14 protein-coding genes and 1 tRNA gene are annotated in these 15,383 nt (G+C 69.9%); 13 read left to right on the forward strand and 2 right to left on the reverse strand.

Features of this window, described 5'->3' with window-relative positions:
• The first annotated feature begins 12 nt into the window (after positions 1 to 12).
• The 11 genes from coaBC (at position 13) to pyk (ending at position 11,062) form a co-directional block, all read left to right on the forward strand.
• Entirely contained in the window at positions 13 to 1,344 is a 1,332-nt protein-coding gene (coaBC, locus tag FHX50_RS02975; protein ID WP_183374295.1) for a bifunctional phosphopantothenoylcysteine decarboxylase/phosphopantothenate--cysteine ligase CoaBC, read from the forward strand.
• Positions 1,341 to 2,543, forward strand: coding sequence for a methionine adenosyltransferase (gene metK, locus FHX50_RS02980; protein WP_183374297.1), 1,203 nt, complete (start codon positions 1,341 to 1,343; stop codon positions 2,541 to 2,543). The genes coaBC and metK overlap by 4 nt, the downstream gene beginning before the upstream one ends.
• Entirely contained in the window at positions 2,540 to 2,929 is a 390-nt protein-coding gene (gene hisI, locus FHX50_RS02985; protein ID WP_183374299.1) for a phosphoribosyl-AMP cyclohydrolase, read from the forward strand. The genes metK and hisI overlap by 4 nt, the downstream gene beginning before the upstream one ends.
• 20 nt (positions 2,930 to 2,949) lie before the next feature.
• Positions 2,950 to 4,569, forward strand: a complete 1,620-nt coding sequence (locus tag FHX50_RS02990; RefSeq protein WP_183375309.1) for an anthranilate synthase component I — start codon at positions 2,950 to 2,952, stop codon at positions 4,567 to 4,569.
• The gene (locus FHX50_RS02995; RefSeq protein WP_183374301.1) at positions 4,569 to 5,162 is read left to right on the forward strand and encodes a Trp biosynthesis-associated membrane protein; all 594 of its coding nucleotides are present in this window, start codon (positions 4,569 to 4,571) and stop codon (positions 5,160 to 5,162) included. Before FHX50_RS02990 ends, FHX50_RS02995 begins: the two co-directional genes overlap by 1 nt.
• Before the next feature lie 97 nt (positions 5,163 to 5,259).
• A complete protein-coding gene (locus tag FHX50_RS03000) occupies positions 5,260 to 5,493 on the forward strand; it encodes an HGxxPAAW family protein (protein WP_183374303.1) in 234 nt (77 codons plus the stop codon).
• Between the two features lie 76 nt (positions 5,494 to 5,569).
• On the forward strand, positions 5,570 to 6,394 hold the full coding sequence (gene trpC / locus FHX50_RS03005) for an indole-3-glycerol phosphate synthase TrpC (protein ID WP_183374305.1): 825 nt from the start codon (positions 5,570 to 5,572) through the stop codon (positions 6,392 to 6,394).
• Positions 6,391 to 7,695 (forward strand): tryptophan synthase subunit beta, encoded by a 1,305-nt coding sequence (gene trpB / locus FHX50_RS03010; RefSeq protein WP_183374307.1) that lies wholly within the window; start codon positions 6,391 to 6,393, stop codon positions 7,693 to 7,695. Before trpC ends, trpB begins: the two co-directional genes overlap by 4 nt.
• 1 nt (position 7,696) lies before the next feature.
• Positions 7,697 to 8,506 carry a tryptophan synthase subunit alpha gene (trpA, locus tag FHX50_RS03015; RefSeq protein WP_183374309.1) on the forward strand — a complete coding sequence of 270 codons (810 nt, stop codon included), beginning with the start codon at positions 7,697 to 7,699 and terminating at the stop codon, positions 8,504 to 8,506.
• Positions 8,503 to 9,447: a prolipoprotein diacylglyceryl transferase gene (gene lgt, locus FHX50_RS03020; RefSeq protein ID WP_183374311.1), complete on the forward strand. Its 945-nt coding sequence runs from the start codon at positions 8,503 to 8,505 to the stop codon at positions 9,445 to 9,447. Before trpA ends, lgt begins: the two co-directional genes overlap by 4 nt.
• Before the next feature lie 136 nt (positions 9,448 to 9,583).
• Complete coding sequence (gene pyk / locus FHX50_RS03025) at positions 9,584 to 11,062, forward strand: pyruvate kinase (RefSeq protein ID WP_183374313.1); 1,479 nt, start codon at positions 9,584 to 9,586, stop codon at positions 11,060 to 11,062.
• A gap of 122 nt (positions 11,063 to 11,184) precedes the next feature.
• Here the strand turns inward: pyk and FHX50_RS03030 are convergent.
• Positions 11,185 to 11,265 (reverse strand) — tRNA-Leu (locus tag FHX50_RS03030).
• A gap of 135 nt (positions 11,266 to 11,400) precedes the next feature.
• Here FHX50_RS03030 and FHX50_RS03035 point away from each other — a divergent pair.
• Positions 11,401 to 12,066, forward strand: a complete 666-nt coding sequence (locus tag FHX50_RS03035) for an ANTAR domain-containing response regulator (RefSeq protein WP_183374315.1) — start codon at positions 11,401 to 11,403, stop codon at positions 12,064 to 12,066.
• 22 nt (positions 12,067 to 12,088) lie between these two features.
• Here the strand turns inward: FHX50_RS03035 and FHX50_RS03040 are convergent, their stop codons facing one another.
• Positions 12,089 to 12,526, reverse strand: a complete 438-nt coding sequence (locus FHX50_RS03040; RefSeq protein ID WP_183374317.1) for a PaaI family thioesterase — start codon at positions 12,524 to 12,526, stop codon at positions 12,089 to 12,091.
• Positions 12,527 to 12,552: 26 nt separating this feature from the next.
• Here FHX50_RS03040 and polA point away from each other — a divergent pair, with 26 nt between their 5' ends.
• Positions 12,553 to 15,243, forward strand: coding sequence for a DNA polymerase I (polA, locus tag FHX50_RS03045; protein WP_246370637.1), 2,691 nt, complete (start codon positions 12,553 to 12,555; stop codon positions 15,241 to 15,243).
• The last annotated feature ends 140 nt before the right edge of the window (positions 15,244 to 15,383 follow it).

Consider the following 15,383-nt stretch of genomic DNA (forward strand, 5'->3'; position numbering starts at 1 on the left):
CCCGGACCCGGCATGACGCATCAGCCCCTGGCAGGTGAGCGCATCGTCGTCGGCGTCACTGCGGGAATCGCCGCGTACAAGGCCGCGCATATCGTGCGCGGCCTTGCCGCGTGGGGAGCGGACGTCCGCGTCATCCCCACCCCGTCCTCCCTCGAGTTCGTCGGCGCCGCCACCTGGGAGGCCCTCACCGGGCACCGCGTCCTCACCTCCGTGTTCGAGGACGTCGACCAGGTCGCGCACGTCGCCACCGGCCAGGACGCCGACGCGATCCTCATCGCCCCCGCCACTGCGGACTTCCTCGCCCGCGCCCGCATGGGCCGAGCCGACGACCTGATGACCGCCTCCCTCCTCGTGGCCCGCGGCCCCGTCATCATGGCGCCCGCCATGCACACCGAAATGTGGGAGCACCCCGCCACCCGCGACAACGTGACCGTCCTGCGCGAGCGGGGAATCGACGTGATGGAGCCCGCCGTCGGCCGCCTCACCGGCCCCGACTCCGGGCCCGGCCGCCTGCCCGAACCCGAGCAGATCCTCCACCGCGTCCTCGCGACCCTGCGCGCACCCCGCGCCGCCGCACCCACCGGCAGCGCCCGCGCTGCCGCTGCAGGCGCGCCCCTGCGCGACCTCGCCGGCCGACGGGTCCTCATCACCGCCGGCGGCACCCACGAAGCGATCGACCCGGTCCGCTTCATCTCCAACCACTCCTCCGGCAAACAGGGCGTCGCCCTCGCCCATGCTGCCGCAGCCCGCGGCGCCGATGTCACCCTCATCCTCGCCGGCGCCGTCACCGAACCGCTGCCCACCGGCATCGCCGTGGAGCGCGTCGACTCCGCTGCCGAGCTCGCCGAGGCCGTCCACCGCCACGAAGCAGACCACGACGCCGTCGTCATGGCCGCCGCCGTCAGTGACTTCGCCCCGACCGGTGGGGGAGCGGGCAGCAAGCTGAAGAAGACCTCGCCGAAGGCCGGCCTCACCCTCCAGATGGAACAGACCGAGGACATCCTCCGCAGCCTTGTGACGAATCGTGAACGCGCCGGCAGCGGGCCTACTGTCATCGTCGGCTTCGCCGCCGAAACCGGTGACGAGCACGCCACCGCGCTGGACCACGCGCGCGACAAGGCCCGCCGCAAGGGCGCGGACCTCCTCGCATTCAACAACGTTGCGGAGCACGCATTCGGCTCCGCGGACAACGCCGTCGTACTGTTGGACGGCTCCGGCAGCGAGATCGACCGTGCTGACGGCACCAAAACGGATGTCGCCCACGCCATCCTCACCGCCATAGCCCGCCTGCTCACCCCGAGCGGCGGAGCCTCTGACCCCGAACGAAAAGGACGCCGAGAATGACCCAGGGACTGCGCTACTTCACCTCCGAGTCGGTCACCGGCGGCCACCCGGACAAGATCTGCGACCAGATCTCCGACGCCATCCTCGACGACATGCTCGCCCAGGACCCCAGCTCCCGGGTCGCCGTCGAAACCCTCGTCACCACCGGCCTCGTCCACATCGCCGGCGAAGTTCGGACCGAAGGCTACTCGGACGTCAACCGCATCGTCCGCGACACCATCCGGAAGATCGGCTACGACTCCTCCGAGAAGGGCTTCGACGCCGACTCCTGCGGCATCGAAGTGTCCATCGGCAACCAGTCCGAGGACATCGCCCTCGGCGTGGACACCTCCCACGAGCACAAGTCCGGCCTCACCGAGACCGGCAACCTTCAGGGCGCCGGCGACCAGGGCCTCATGTTCGGCTACGCCTGCAACGACACCCCCGAACTGATGCCGCTGCCGATCCACAGTGCGCACCGCCTCGCCCTCAACCTCACCACCGCCCGCGAAGACGGCATCCTGCCGTTCCTCCGCCCCGACGGCAAGACTCAGGTGACCATCGGCTACGACGACGACAACATCGCCCGCAGCGTCGAGGCGATCGTCGTCTCCAGCCAGCACGCCGCCGACGTCGACCTCGCCGACCAGCTCACCCCCGGCATCCGCCAGGTGGTCATCCAGCCCGTCCTCGACGAGCTGGCCGAGCTCGGCCTCGACACCTCCCAGACCCGCCTCCACATCAACCCCACCGGCCGCTTCATCATCGGCGGTCCAAAGGGGGACGCCGGCCTGACCGGCCGCAAGATCATCGTCGACACCTACGGCGGCATGGCCCGCCACGGCGGCGGCGCATTCTCCGGCAAGGACCCGTCGAAGGTGGACCGCTCCGCCGCGTACGCGCTGCGCTGGGTGGCGAAGAACGTCGTCGCCGCTGGGCTCGCTGAGCGCTGCGAAGTGCAGGTCGCCTACGCCATCGGTGTGGCGGCGCCCGTCGGCCTGTACGTGGACACCTTCGGCACCGGCAAGGTCGCCGACTCCGCCCTCGCCTCCGCCATCACGAAGGTGTTCGATCTGCGACCCGATGCCATCATCGAGCAGCTCGACCTGCTGCGCCCGATCTTCTCCCAGACCTCCGTGGGCGGCCACTTCGGCCGCGAGCTGCCGGACTTCGAGTGGGAGAAGACCACCCGCATCGACGAGCTCACCCGCGCCCTGTGAGCGCCGAGGCCGCCTCCATCCGCTGGGGGGCCGACGGGCTCATCCCCGCCGTCGTGCAGGACCACACCAGCCGTGAGGTGCTCATGCTCGGCTACATGGACGCCGAAGCGCTGCGCCGCACCCTCGAGGAGGGCCGCGTCACCTTCTGGTCCCGCTCCCGCCGCGAATACTGGCGCAAGGGCGACACCTCCGGCCACGCCCAGTACGTGCGCCGCGCCCGCCTCGACTGCGACGCCGACACCATCCTCATCGAGGTGGAACAGATCGGCGCGGCCTGCCACACCGGCACCCGCACCTGCTTCGAGGAGGAGGGCGCCGACGGGTCCGTGCGCGGCCGGGACCTGCCCGCAACCATCGACGCTGCCCCAGAGGAGACCACGCAGTGAGCACCGAGCAGTCCCGCACTATGCAGAGCGCCCAGATCTACCCCGAGCAGATCCAGGGCCTCACCAGTGAACGCCTCGGCGAGGTCTGGCCGGACCGCGAACAGTTCCGGGTCCTCGCCGCGCAGCAGCGTGTGGTGCCGGTGGTGCACCGCGTCCTCGCTGACCAGGACACCCCCATCAGCGTGTACCGCAAACTCACCGCCGCCACCGGCACCGACGGCACGTTCCTGCTGGAATCCGGTGGCGAAGGGGAGGACGCCCGCTGGTCGTTCATCGGCACCCGCGCCCGCGCTTCTCTCACCGAGAAGGACGGCGCCGCCCGCTGGTTCGGCGACGTCCCCGCCTCCGTCCCCACCGACGGGGACCCCCTGGAGGCACTGCGCGCCACCGCGGATGAGTTCCGTGCGGCGCGCCTGCCGAACCTGCCGCCGTTCACCGGTGGCCTCGTCGGCTTCATCGCGTACGACGCCGTCCGCCGCTGGGAGCGACTCGGCGAGAAGCCCGCCGACGAGATCGGCACCCCCGATCTGTGCATGCTGCTCGCCGAAGACGTCGCCGTGTACGACCACGTCGACTCCACCGTGCTGCTCGTCGCCAACGCCCTCAACATCAACGCCCTCGACACCGGGGTCGACGCCGCCTACGACGCCGCCCTGCAGCGCCTCGAGGTGATGCGCCGGGCTCTCGCCGCCCCTGTGGACACCGCGCCCGTGGTGTACGAGAACCGCGACGGCGACGGCGGCACCTCCCACCTCGACCAGGCCCTCTTCGAAGAGATCGTCCGCACCGCTGTGGACCGCATCCGCGACGGCGACATCTTCCAGGTGGTGCCGTCCCGCCGCGTCTCCCACGACAGTGCCGCCGACCCCCTGGACGTGTACCGGGTGCTGCGCCGCCTCAACCCCAGCCCGTACATGATGCTGGTGCGCGCGCACGACGGCGACGGGAACCCGATCGACATCGTCGGCGCCAGCCCCGAAACCCTCGTCCGCGTCCGCGCCGGCGAAGCGATGACCTACCCCATCGCCGGGTCCCGCCCGCGCGGCCGCACCGCGGAGGAGGACGCCCACCTGCGTGACGACCTCCTCGCCGACCCGAAGGACGCCAGCGAGCACGTCATGCTCGTGGACCTGTCCCGCAATGACCTGCAGAAGGTGTGCGAACCCGGCAGTGTGGTGGTGCGCGAATTCAAGCACGTGGTGAAGTACTCCCACGTCATGCACATGGTCTCCACCGTCACCGGCCGCCTCCGGGACGGAGCCACCAGCTTCGACGCTCTGCGCGCCACCTTCCCCGCCGGCACCCTGTCCGGCGCGCCGAAGCCCAGCGCCATGCAGATCATCGACGAAGTGGAGCCGGTTTCCCGCGGCATCTACGGCGGCACCGTCGGCTACCTCGACTTCGCCGGCGACATGGACATGGCGATCGCGATCCGCACCACCGTCATGAAGGACGGCCGCGCCCACGTGCAGGCCGGCGGGGGAGTGGTCGCCGACTCCAACCCCACCATGGAGTTCCGCGAATCCGAGCAGAAGGCTGCCGCCGCGGTCCGCGCCGTCGCCTCCGCCGCCACGCTCCGCCCCGACACGCCCGCGCCGCGCACGGAGCCGGGGGCCGACGGGTCCCGAGGGGACGCCTGATGCGCTCACTGAAGCTCCTGCCGCTGCTCGGCATCGCCCTCGGCGCCGGCACCCTCGGCCTCACCCGCACCGTGTGGCTGCACGCCACCGCTATGGACCTGACCGGCACCGCTGTCGCGCAGAACGTCGTCGGCTCCTCCGCCGCACCCGCCGCCGCAGCCCTCGCCGTGGTCGTCATCGCGGCGTTCCTCGCCTCCGCGCTGGCCCGCGGTACCGCCCGCACCGTCATCGCCGGGATCGCGGTCCTCGCCGGGGTCAGCGCCGCCGTCGCCTCCCTGCTGGTGCTGCTCGACCCGGAGGCAGCGGCCGCAGGCGCCGTCTCCGAAGCAACCGGTGTGCTCGGTGGTGAGGTGGTCGCCCGCACCACCACCATGCCGATCCTCGCCGCTCTCGCGGCCTTCGCCGCCGCAGCGGTCGCCAGTGCGCTGACCGTGACGAGCCGCCGCGCCGCACGCGCGGACGGGCAGGACCCGTCGGCCCCCACCGCCAGCCGCTACAGCCGCTCCGCCGACCGCTCCGCCACCGGCGCGAAGACCGCCCGGTCCGACGCCTCCGATTGGGACGCCCTCAGCCGCGGTGACGACCCCACGTGAGCGTGCGCGGCCGAGTCCCTGGCACATGGCACAATAGGGGAGGAGCAGCCCGCTCCTCCCGACCCCTTCCGATCCCGTTCGATGGAGAGATCACCTGATGTCGAAGACCTACATGGTTCCGCCGTCCCCGCCCGCGAACGAGGGCAAGACCCTCGCAGCCTGGGTGCTGTCCGTGCTGGTGGTCGTCGGTGCGATCGTGGCGGCCTTCGGCCTCGCCACCGCGTCGCAGCTGGTCATGATCATCGGCGCCGCCGTCATCGTGGTCGGCCTCATCGCCGGCTTCGGCCTTGCGAAGGCGGGCAAGGGCCAGCCGCGCGAGCACACGGCCTGAGCACTCCCACCTGCTGAACACCGGCGGCCCCGCACCCGGGGCCGCCCCTTTGGCGGCGCCCTGACGAAAGGTTCCCATGAGCACCACTGTTCTGGATTCGATCATCGACGGCGTGCGCGCCGACCTCGACACCCGCCGCGCCGCGACCCCCCTCGCGCGCATCCGCGACCTCGCCGCCGAGACCACCGCCCAGCGGCCCGCCGCCGACGTGTGCGCCCGGCTCGACGGCCGCGACACCGTCGGCCTCATCGCTGAGATCAAGCGCTCCTCACCCTCCAAGGGCGCCCTCGCCGACATTCCCGAACCCGCGGACCTCGCCCGCTCCTATGAGGCCGCCGGCGCCACCGCCATCTCCGTCCTCACCGAACAGCGACGCTTCGGCGGGTCCCTCCACGACCTCGACCGCGTCCGCACCGCAGTCGACATCCCGCTGCTGCGCAAGGACTTCACGGTCGAGGAGTACCAGATCTACGAGGCCCGCGCCCACGGCGCCGACATCGTTCTGCTGATCGTTGCCGCCCTCACTGACGCCCAGCTCGCCGAGCACCTGCAGCTCACCCACGAGCTCGGCATGCGGGCACTCGTCGAAGCGCACAGCGCCGACGAGCTCGAGCGCGCCCTCGCCACCGACGCCCGCCTCATCGGAGTCAACGCCCGCAATCTCAAGACCCTCGACCTCGACCTCGACGGCGCCGCCGCCCTGCTGCCCACCATCCCCGGTGACCGCTTCGCCATCGGCGAATCCGCGGTCCTGAAGAAGGCTCACGTCGAGACGTACGCCCGCCACGGTGCCGACGCGGTCCTCGTCGGCGAAGCCCTCGTCACCGACGGCGACCCGGAAGCGACCGCACGCGACTTCCTCAGCGTTCCCGCGCAGACCGACGAAAGAAGGAACCGATGAACATCACGGACGTCCAGGGACCCTACTTCGGCGAGTACGGCGGCCGCTGGCTCCCCGAAGCGCTCATCCCCGCACTCGACGAGCTCGCCGAAGCATGGGAGAAGGCGAAAGCCGATCCCACCTTCGATGCGGAGGTGCAGCGTCTGTTCCGTGACTACACCGGGCGCCCCTCTCTGCTGACCGAAGTGCCGCGCTTCTCCAGGATCGCCGGCGGTGCCCGCATCTTCCTCAAGCGCGAGGACCTCAACCACACCGGCAGCCACAAGATCAACAACGTTCTCGGCCAGGCCGTTCTCACCAAGCGGATGGGCAAGAAGCGCGTCATCGCGGAGACGGGCGCCGGTCAGCACGGCGTCGCCACCGCCACCGCCGCCGCCCTGCTCGGTCTCGACTGCACCGTCTACATGGGCAGGGTCGACACCGAACGCCAGGCCCTCAACGTGGCCCGCATGCGCCTGCTCGGCGCCGAAGTGATCCCCGTGGAGCAGGGCTCCGCCACCCTCAAGGACGCCATCAACGAGGCGTTCCGCGACTGGGTCGCGAACGTGGAGACCACCCACTACCTGCTCGGCACCGTCACCGGCCCCCACCCGTACCCCACGATGGTGCGGGAGTTCCACCGCTGCATCGGTGAGGAGGCGCGCGACCAGATCCAGGAGCAGATCGGCCGCCTCCCGGACGCGGTCGTCGCCTGCGTCGGCGGCGGTTCCAACGCCATCGGCCTGTTCCACGCGTTCCTCGACGACGAGGACGTCCGAATCATCGGCTGCGAAGCCGGCGGCTCCGGCATCGAATCCGGTGAGCACTCCGCCACCATCAACGCCGGCTCCCCGGGCGTCCTCCACGGCGCTCGCTCCTACGTGATGCAGGACGAGGACGGCCAGACCATCGAATCGCACTCCGTCTCCGCCGGCCTCGACTACCCGAGCGTCGGCCCCGAGCACTCGTTCCTGCACGACATCGGCCGGGTCGACTACCGAGCCGTCAACGACACCGAGGCGATGGAGGCGTTCGCGTACCTCTCCATGACCGAAGGCATCATGCCGGCCATCGAATCGGCGCACGCCCTCGCCGGCGCCATCGACCTCGGCCGCGAGATGGGGGAGGACGCGGTCATCATCGTGAACCTCTCCGGCCGCGGCGACAAGGACGTGCACACCGCCTCCGCCTGGTTCGGCCTCGTCGGCGACGACGGACGCGCCGATCTCGCCGAGATCCGCCGCACCGTCGCCGACGCTCTCGAGAACGCACCCGTCGGCCCCGCTGCGCCGGCCGCACCCGCCGGAAAGGACGAGAACTGACATGACCCGCTTCCGCTCCGCCGACGTCATCGACCGGGCCCGCGCCGAGGGCCGCAGCGCCCTCATCGCCTACCTGCCCGTCGGCTTCCCCACCCTCGACCGCTCCATCGACGCCGCCCACGTCCTCACCCAGTCCGGTGTCGACGCCATCGAATTCGGCGTGCCCTACACCGATCCGGTGATGGACGGCCCCGTCATCCAGCAGGCCGCCGACATCGCCCTGAAGAACGGCACCCGCCCGCGCGACGTCATCGCCGCCATCGATGAGCTCTCCGGCCGCGACTGCGACGCCGCTCTGCTCGTCATGAGCTACTACAACCCGATCCTCGCCTACGGACCCGACGCGTTCGCCCGCGACCTCGCCGCCGCAGGCGGCGCCGGCGTCATCACCCCGGACCTCGTGCCCGACGAAGGCGCCGAATGGATCGACGCCGCAGCGAAGCATGAGGTGGACCGCGTTTTCCTCGTCGCCCCCAGCTCCGACGCGCAGCGCCTGGAGTACGTGGTGCGCAGCGCCAGCGGCTTCATCTACGCCGCCTCCACGATGGGCGTGACGGGCATGCGCGCCTCCGTCGGCTCCCGTGCCCGTGACCTTGTGGACCGCACCCGCCGCGCCGGCGCTGAACGGGTCTGTGTGGGCCTCGGCGTCTCCACCGGCGCACAGGCGGCCGACATCGCCTCCTACGCCGACGGCGTCATCGTGGGCAGCGCGTTCGTCCGCGCCATCCTCGAAGCCGACGACCGCGCCGATGCCCATCGCCGCCTCGAGGCCCTCGCAACGGAGCTGCGCCGCGGCGTGGAGGGCGCATGAGCCTCGCCACCATCCCCAGCCCGACGGTCAACGCGATCTCCCTCGGACCGCTGACGATCCACTTCTACGCCCTCTGCATCCTCACCGGCATCGGTGTGGGTCTGTTCTGGGCGACGAAGCGGTGGCAGAAGCGCGGCGGCACCTCCGACAGCATCTTCGACATCTGCTTCGTCGCGATCATCGCCGGCATCATCGGCGCCCGCCTCTACCACGTGCTGATCACCGACCCGGCCACCTACTTCGGTCCTGGCGGCAACCCGATCGAGATCCTGCAGATCTGGAAGGGCGGTCTCGGCATCGGCGGCGCCGTCGTGGTGGGCGGGCTCGCCGCCTGGGTGATGTGCCGCATGAAGGGCGTGAGCATCGCCGTGCTCGCTGACTCGATCGCACCGGCGCTGTTCGTGTCGCAGGCGATCGGCCGCATCGGCAACTGGTTCAACCAGGAGCTGTACGGCGGCCCCACCGACCTGCCGTGGGGTCTGGACATCACCTGCGAGCAGAACGGCCAGATCATCGCCGGCTGCGTCGCCGGCGCATACCACCCCACCTTCCTGTACGAAGCGCTGTGGAACCTCACCATGTGCGTGCTCGTGCTCGTCATCTCCGAGCGTCTGCGCATCGGCGGCGGCCGCGTCTTCTGGATGTACGTGATGGGCTACTCACTCGGCCGCTCCTGGATGGAGACGATCCGGATCGACGACGCCCCGATCATCGCGGGCCTGCGCATCCACTTGTGGGTGTATCTGATCGTGTTTTTGATCGGCGCGCTCGTGTTCGCGGCCCTGACGGCCCGGTATCGTCGGCGCAGCTGGGAGGCCCGACGGGTGCACGACATCCACGGCCCCACCGCCAGCGCTGCCGGCCCCGACAGCGACGATGAGGACGTCCCGGCGATCGCACGCGCTGTCGACGAGCGCGCCGAGCGCACCGATCAGGACTGATCTCCTGGCACATGCGCGCAATGTGACCTAGACTCGAGACAAGGATCTCGGCGTCGCGACCTGTATGGCTCTAGACCCGATCCCGCATCCGTCCACCCATGCTGGTCCGGCCCGACAAGCAACGAATTGGGTTGAGATGCGCAAAGCGAAGATTGTCTGCACACTTGGTCCGGCGACCAACACCTACGACCAGATCAGGACTCTGATCGAGTCGGGGATGAACGTGGCCCGGATGAACTTCAGCCACGGCACGCACGAGGACCATCGCCAGGTCTACGAGAACATCCGCGCTGCGGCTGACGACCTCGGTCGGTCCGTCGCCGTCCTCATGGACCTGCAGGGCCCGAAGATCCGCCTCGGCAAGTTCGAGAACGGACCTCATGAGCTGAACGTGGGCGACACCTTCACCATCACCACCGATGACATCCTCGGCACGGCCGAGCGCGTCTCCACCACCTTCTCGGGTCTCCCCGGGGACTGCCGCCCCGGCGACATCCTCCTCATCGACGACGGAAAGGTCTCCGTCCGCGTCCTCGAAGTCTCCGACACCGACGTGAAGACCGTGGTCGAGGTCCCCGGCCCCGTCTCCGACAACAAGGGCATCAACCTGCCCGGTGTCGCCGTGTCCGTGCCGGCGCTCAGCGAGAAGGACATCGAGGACCTCCGCTGGGGCCTGGAGCTCGGTGCCGACATGGTCGCCCTGTCCTTCGTGCGGGACGCCCACGACATCGACGGGGTGCACCGCATCATGGACGAGGTCGGCATCCGTCGGCCCGTGATCGCGAAGATCGAGAAGCCCCAGGCGGTGCGCTCCCTGCGCGCCATCGTGTCCGCATTCGACGGCATCATGGTCGCCCGCGGCGACCTCGGCGTGGAACTGCCGCTGGAGCAGGTGCCGCTGGTGCAGAAGCGCACCATCGAGCTGGCGCGCCGCAACGCGAAGCCGGTCATCGTCGCCACCCAGGTGCTGGAGTCGATGATCGAGAATCCCCGCCCCACCCGGGCCGAAGCATCCGACTGCGCCAACGCCATTCTCGACGGCGCCGACGCCGTCATGCTGTCCGGTGAGACCTCCGTGGGCAGCTACCCGTTCGAAGCGGTCCGCACGATGGCCCGCATCATCTCCAACACGGAGCAGAACGGTGCGGACCGCATCATGGAGCTCGGCACCATCCCGCACACCCGCGGCGGCGCCATCACCCGCGCGGCCGCCGAGATCGGCGACCAGCTCTCCGCCCAGTACCTGGTGACATTCACCGAATCCGGTGACACGGCGCGCCGACTGTCCCGGCTGCGCCCCACCATCCCCCTGCTCGCGATCACCCCGTACGACCATGTCGCGAACCAGCTCGGCCTGTCCTGGGGCATCGAGGCCTTCCTGGTGTCGATGCAGAAGAACACCGACGAGATGATCGAGGGCGTGGACCGGCTGCTGCGGGAGAAGAAGGGCCTGCAGCCCGGCGACCTCGTGGTGATCGCCGCCGGTTCGCCCCCGGGCCAGCGCGGCTCCACCAATACGCTGCGCGTGCACCGCATCGGCGACTTCGACGGCACCGCCGCGGCGCGCGTCGAGGCAGAGGCGATCGCGCGCGGCGAGTCCCCGACCCACCGCTGACCCGCGCGGCCGCTCGGCGGCGACTGCCGCGCGGCCCCGTCCGCAGCAGAAGAGCCCCGGAGCGATCCAGGGCTCTTCTGCTGAAACGGTTCTCCCGGGACTGCTGCCCGGGAGGGATGCGGTGCCGGATGCGGGACTCGAACCCGCACGCCCGAAGACAAGGCATTTTGAGTGCCCCGCGTCTACCATTCCGCCAATCCGGCGAATCCGCTGACTGTCCAGCCAGCGGGCCGCTCTAGGATACAGTTGACGGCTTCGCCTCCCACCCGGCCCCGCCGGATCGGTGGTGAACCTCGCACAACCATCCGCGCACGATCGCGAGATCCCAAGGAGGGACCATGACCGACGTCCACGACCCCATCGAGCCGGACACCGCCGCCGAGGCGGACGCCCTCGAGGACACCGCAGCTGATGAGACCGCATCCCGTCAGCGCACCGCCGTGGTCGCCGAAGATGAGTCCCTGATCCGCATGGACATCGTGGAGACCCTCTCCGAAGCGGGCTACGAGGTCCTCGCCGCCGTCGGCGACGGCGCCTCCGCCGTGGAGAAGGTGCGCGAACTGCGCCCCGACATCGTGGTGATGGACGTGAAGATGCCGCAGATGGACGGCGTCACCGCGGCCGAGAAGATCGGCGAGGAGAACCTCGCCCCCGTCGTGATGCTGACCGCCTTCAGCCAGAAGGAGCTGGTGGAGCGGGCCCGTGACGCCGGTGCGTTCGCGTACGTCGTCAAGCCGTTCACCCCGGCTGACCTGCTGCCCGCGATCGAGATCGCCGTCTCCCGCTTCCAGCAGATCACCGCTCTGAACGAAGAGATCAAGGATCTCGGGGATCGGTTCGAGACCCGCAAGCGGGTGGACCGGGCGAAGGGCCTGCTGCAGTCGAACATGAACCTGTCGGAGCCGGATGCGTTCCGCTGGATCCAGAAGACGTCCATGGATCGCCGCCTGACCATGCGCGAGGTCGCCGACGCGGTCATCGACCAGCTCGGCTCCGGCAAGTAGTCCCTGCCGCTCGGCGTGAGCCTCAGTCGCGCGGCGGCAGCATCTGCACGCTCATCATGACGGTGGACAGCAGGCGCTCGTCCTGGTCGCGCACATCCACCATGTAACTGGCGACGGTGCGGCCCAGGTGCCGCGCCGTCGCCGTTGCCGTCACCAGGCCGCTCCGCCCGGACCGGTAGTGGGTGGCGGACGCCGTCGTGCCGACGCCCTGAGCCGTCGGTCCGTAGAGGTTCCTGGCGCGCAGGATCCCCGCGAACGACGCCAGGGACTCCGCCAGCGCGATCGTCGCGCCGCCGTGCAGCAGGCCCGCGGGCTGCGTATTGCCCTGAACGGGCATCGTCATGACGCCGCCGTCCTCAGACAGCTCCGTCAGGCGCATTCCGAGTCGTTCGCAGAGGGTGCCGCGCAGCATGTCGTTGAGCTGGTCGAGTTCAGCGGGGGAGAGGCTGGTCGAAGTCATGGGCCCAGCGTGCCACACTTATGCTCATGAGTGAGCAGTCCTCCCACCAGCGCATCATCCTGATCGACGGCCACGCCATGGCGTTCCGCGCGTTCTTCGCGCTGCCGCCGGAGTCGTTCAAGAACGGTCAGGGCCAGGCCACGAACTCCGTCTACGGGTTCGCCCGCATGGTCTTCAACGTCATCAAGAACGAACAGCCCACTCATATCGCGGTCGCGTTCGACCTCGCCGGCGGCACCTTCCGCGACCGCATCTATGACCAGTACAAGGGCGGGCGCGACGCCACCCCGGAGGAGTTCAAGGGCCAGGTCGAACTGACCCAGAAGATGCTCGACGCCTTCGGCATCACCTGGTACACGGTCGAGGACTACGAAGCGGACGACATCGTCGCCACGCTCGCCACCACCGCGGAGAAGGCGGGGGTGGAGCCGCTGCTGCTCACCAGCGACCGCGACGCGATCCAGCTCGTCACCGACAGGACCACGCTCCTGCAGCCCGTCAAGGGCGTCACGGAGCTGCGGCGCATGGACCCGTCGGCCGTTCAGGAGAAGTACCTGGTGCCGCCCCACCTGTACCCCGACCTCGCGGCCCTGGTGGGGGAGAGCGCCGACAACCTGCCCGGCGTGCCGGGCGTGGGCCCCAAGACCGCCGCGAAGTGGATCGGCCTGTACGGCGACCTCGACGGCATCCTCGAACATTCGGAGGAGATCAAGGGCAAGGCGGGGCAGAGCCTCCGCGACAACCTGGAGGCGGTGCGGCGCAACCGGCAGCTGAACGAAGCGGTCCGTGACCTCGACCTGCCGGGCGACCTCGACACCTGCAGGCTCGGCCGCGGCGACCTGGTCGCCATCAACTCCGTGTTCGACGAACTCTCGTTCGGCCCCACCATCCGCCGCGACATCCCCACCGCCCTCCTCAGCGAATCCTCCCAGAAGGAGGAGCGGGTGATCGTGGCGAACCCCGAACTGCCCGTCATCGAACCGGCCGACGGGGAGCTGAACGCCGTCCTCGGGGAGCACGCCGCCGTCGGCGCCGTGGTGCAGGCCGACGGGACCTGGGCGGAGGGCCAGGCGGACCTCCGCGCCCTGGTGCTGTCCAGCGACACCGCGTCGATCGTGCTGCAGCCCAACGAGCTCGGCGGCGACGACCGCGCCGCCCTCGAGCGCTGGCTGCGCAACAGCGTCATCCCGAAGCGGGCGTTCTCCACGAAGCTGACCGGACACCTCCTGTCCGGCGCGGACCTCCAGGTGCGCGGCTGGGAGTTCGACCTCGCGCTGGCGGAGTTCCTCTGCCGCCCCGATCAGCGGCCGACGGACGAGGCCGGTCTGGCTATGCGCCACCTGCAGGAGGACATTGCGCAGGCCGCGGACTCGGGCGCGCAGCAGTCGCTGGACCTCGACGGTGTGGATTCGCAGGCGCTGGTGCGGCGCGCCTCCGCGGTCCGCCGCATGGTGCCGATGCTGCGCGCCGAACTGGAGGAGCGCGGCGCGCTCGGTCTGCTGCGGGACCTGGAGCTGCCGCTGGCGGTGATCCTGCGGGAGATGGAATCCGTCGGCATCGCCGTGGACCGCGAGAAGCTTGATGAGCTGGATGCTGAGCATGAGCGTCAGCAGGCGCAGGTGGCGGAGGAGGCGTTCAGCCACATCGGTGGCGAGCAGATCAACCTCGGCTCCCCGAAGCAGCTGCAGAGCGTCCTGTTCGACCGCCTCAACATGCCGCCCACCCGGAAGACGAAGACCGGCTACTCCACCGATGCGGAGTCGCTGAACACTCTGTTCGCGCAGACCCAGCATCCGTTCCTGGAGGCGCTGCTGAAGCACCGCGACGTCACGAAGCTGCGCCAGATCATCGAAACGCTGCGGAAGGCCGTGACGCCGGAGGGCCGCATCCACACCACCTTCTCGCAGAACGCCGCCGCGACGGGCCGCCTCGCCTCGTCCGCACCGAACCTGCAGAACATTCCGGCGCGCTCCGAAGCGGGCCGGCAGATCCGCTCCGCGTTCCGCGCGTCCGACGGATTCGCGAGCCTCATGACCGCGGACTATTCGCAGATCGAGATGCGGATCATGGCGCACCTCTCCGAGGACGAGGGGCTCATCTCGGCGTTCCGTTCGGGCGAGGACCTGCACAGCTTCGTCGCCTCCCAGGTGTTCGGAGTGGAGGCCGACGAGGTCGACACCGCCATGCGGTCGAAGACGAAGGCAGTGTCCTACGGCCTCGCGTACGGCCTGTCCGCGTTCGGTCTGGGCCGCCAGCTCGGCATCCCGCAGTCGGAGGCGACGGCGCTGCGCGACCAGTACTTCGAACGCTTCGGCGGGGTCCGCGACTACCTGCGCGAATCCGTGGAGGAGGCGCGCGAGCGCGGCTACACCGAGACGATCCTCGGCCGCCGCCGCTACCTGCCGGACCTCACCAGTGACCGCCGCCAGGCCCGCGACAACGCGGAGCGGGTGGCGCTGAACTCCCCGATCCAAGGCAGTGCCGCGGACATCATCAAACTCGCCATGCTGCGGGTCCGTGAGGGCCTCGAGCAGGCGGACCTGCGCAGCCGTCTGCTGCTGCAGGTGCATGACGAGCTGGTCCTGGATGTCGCCGAGGGCGAGGAGGAGCAGGTCATGCAGGTGGTGAAGGACGGCATGGAGGGCGCGTACGAGCTCTCGGTGCCGCTGGATGTGTCGGTGGGCACGGGTCGCACCTGGCTGGAGGCCGCGCACTGACGCCCGAGGCGGCCGCAGCGCCGCCCTGCTCCGCGGTCGCAGGTCAGGGCACTCACAATTCGCCGACAATTAACCGAAAAGGGTTGGCTGGGGCCTGTTCGGAAGGTTAGGCTGGAGCCTGTCTGCTTTCCCGCCTGCTC

Source organism: Helcobacillus massiliensis (assembly GCF_014191425.1).
Taxonomy (GTDB): Bacteria; Actinomycetota; Actinomycetes; order Actinomycetales; family Dermabacteraceae; genus Helcobacillus; species Helcobacillus massiliensis.

Coding starts and splice junctions, on each gene's coding strand:
- pyk (WP_183374313.1), top strand. CDS start 9,584: ATGCGCAAAGCGAAGATTGTCTGCACACTTGGTCCGGCGACCAACACC.
- FHX50_RS02995 (WP_183374301.1), top strand. CDS start 4,569: ATGCGCTCACTGAAGCTCCTGCCGCTGCTCGGCATCGCCCTCGGCGCC.
- FHX50_RS03000 (WP_183374303.1), top strand. CDS start 5,260: ATGTCGAAGACCTACATGGTTCCGCCGTCCCCGCCCGCGAACGAGGGC.
- lgt (WP_183374311.1), top strand. CDS start 8,503: ATGAGCCTCGCCACCATCCCCAGCCCGACGGTCAACGCGATCTCCCTC.
- FHX50_RS03035 (WP_183374315.1), top strand. CDS start 11,401: ATGACCGACGTCCACGACCCCATCGAGCCGGACACCGCCGCCGAGGCG.
- FHX50_RS03040 (WP_183374317.1), bottom strand. CDS start 12,526: ATGACTTCGACCAGCCTCTCCCCCGCTGAACTCGACCAGCTCAACGAC.
- coaBC (WP_183374295.1), top strand. CDS start 13: ATGACGCATCAGCCCCTGGCAGGTGAGCGCATCGTCGTCGGCGTCACT.
- metK (WP_183374297.1), top strand. CDS start 1,341: ATGACCCAGGGACTGCGCTACTTCACCTCCGAGTCGGTCACCGGCGGC.
- trpC (WP_183374305.1), top strand. CDS start 5,570: ATGAGCACCACTGTTCTGGATTCGATCATCGACGGCGTGCGCGCCGAC.
- trpB (WP_183374307.1), top strand. CDS start 6,391: ATGAACATCACGGACGTCCAGGGACCCTACTTCGGCGAGTACGGCGGC.
- FHX50_RS02990 (WP_183375309.1), top strand. CDS start 2,950: ATGCAGAGCGCCCAGATCTACCCCGAGCAGATCCAGGGCCTCACCAGT.
- trpA (WP_183374309.1), top strand. CDS start 7,697: ATGACCCGCTTCCGCTCCGCCGACGTCATCGACCGGGCCCGCGCCGAG.
- polA (WP_246370637.1), top strand. CDS start 12,553: ATGAGTGAGCAGTCCTCCCACCAGCGCATCATCCTGATCGACGGCCAC.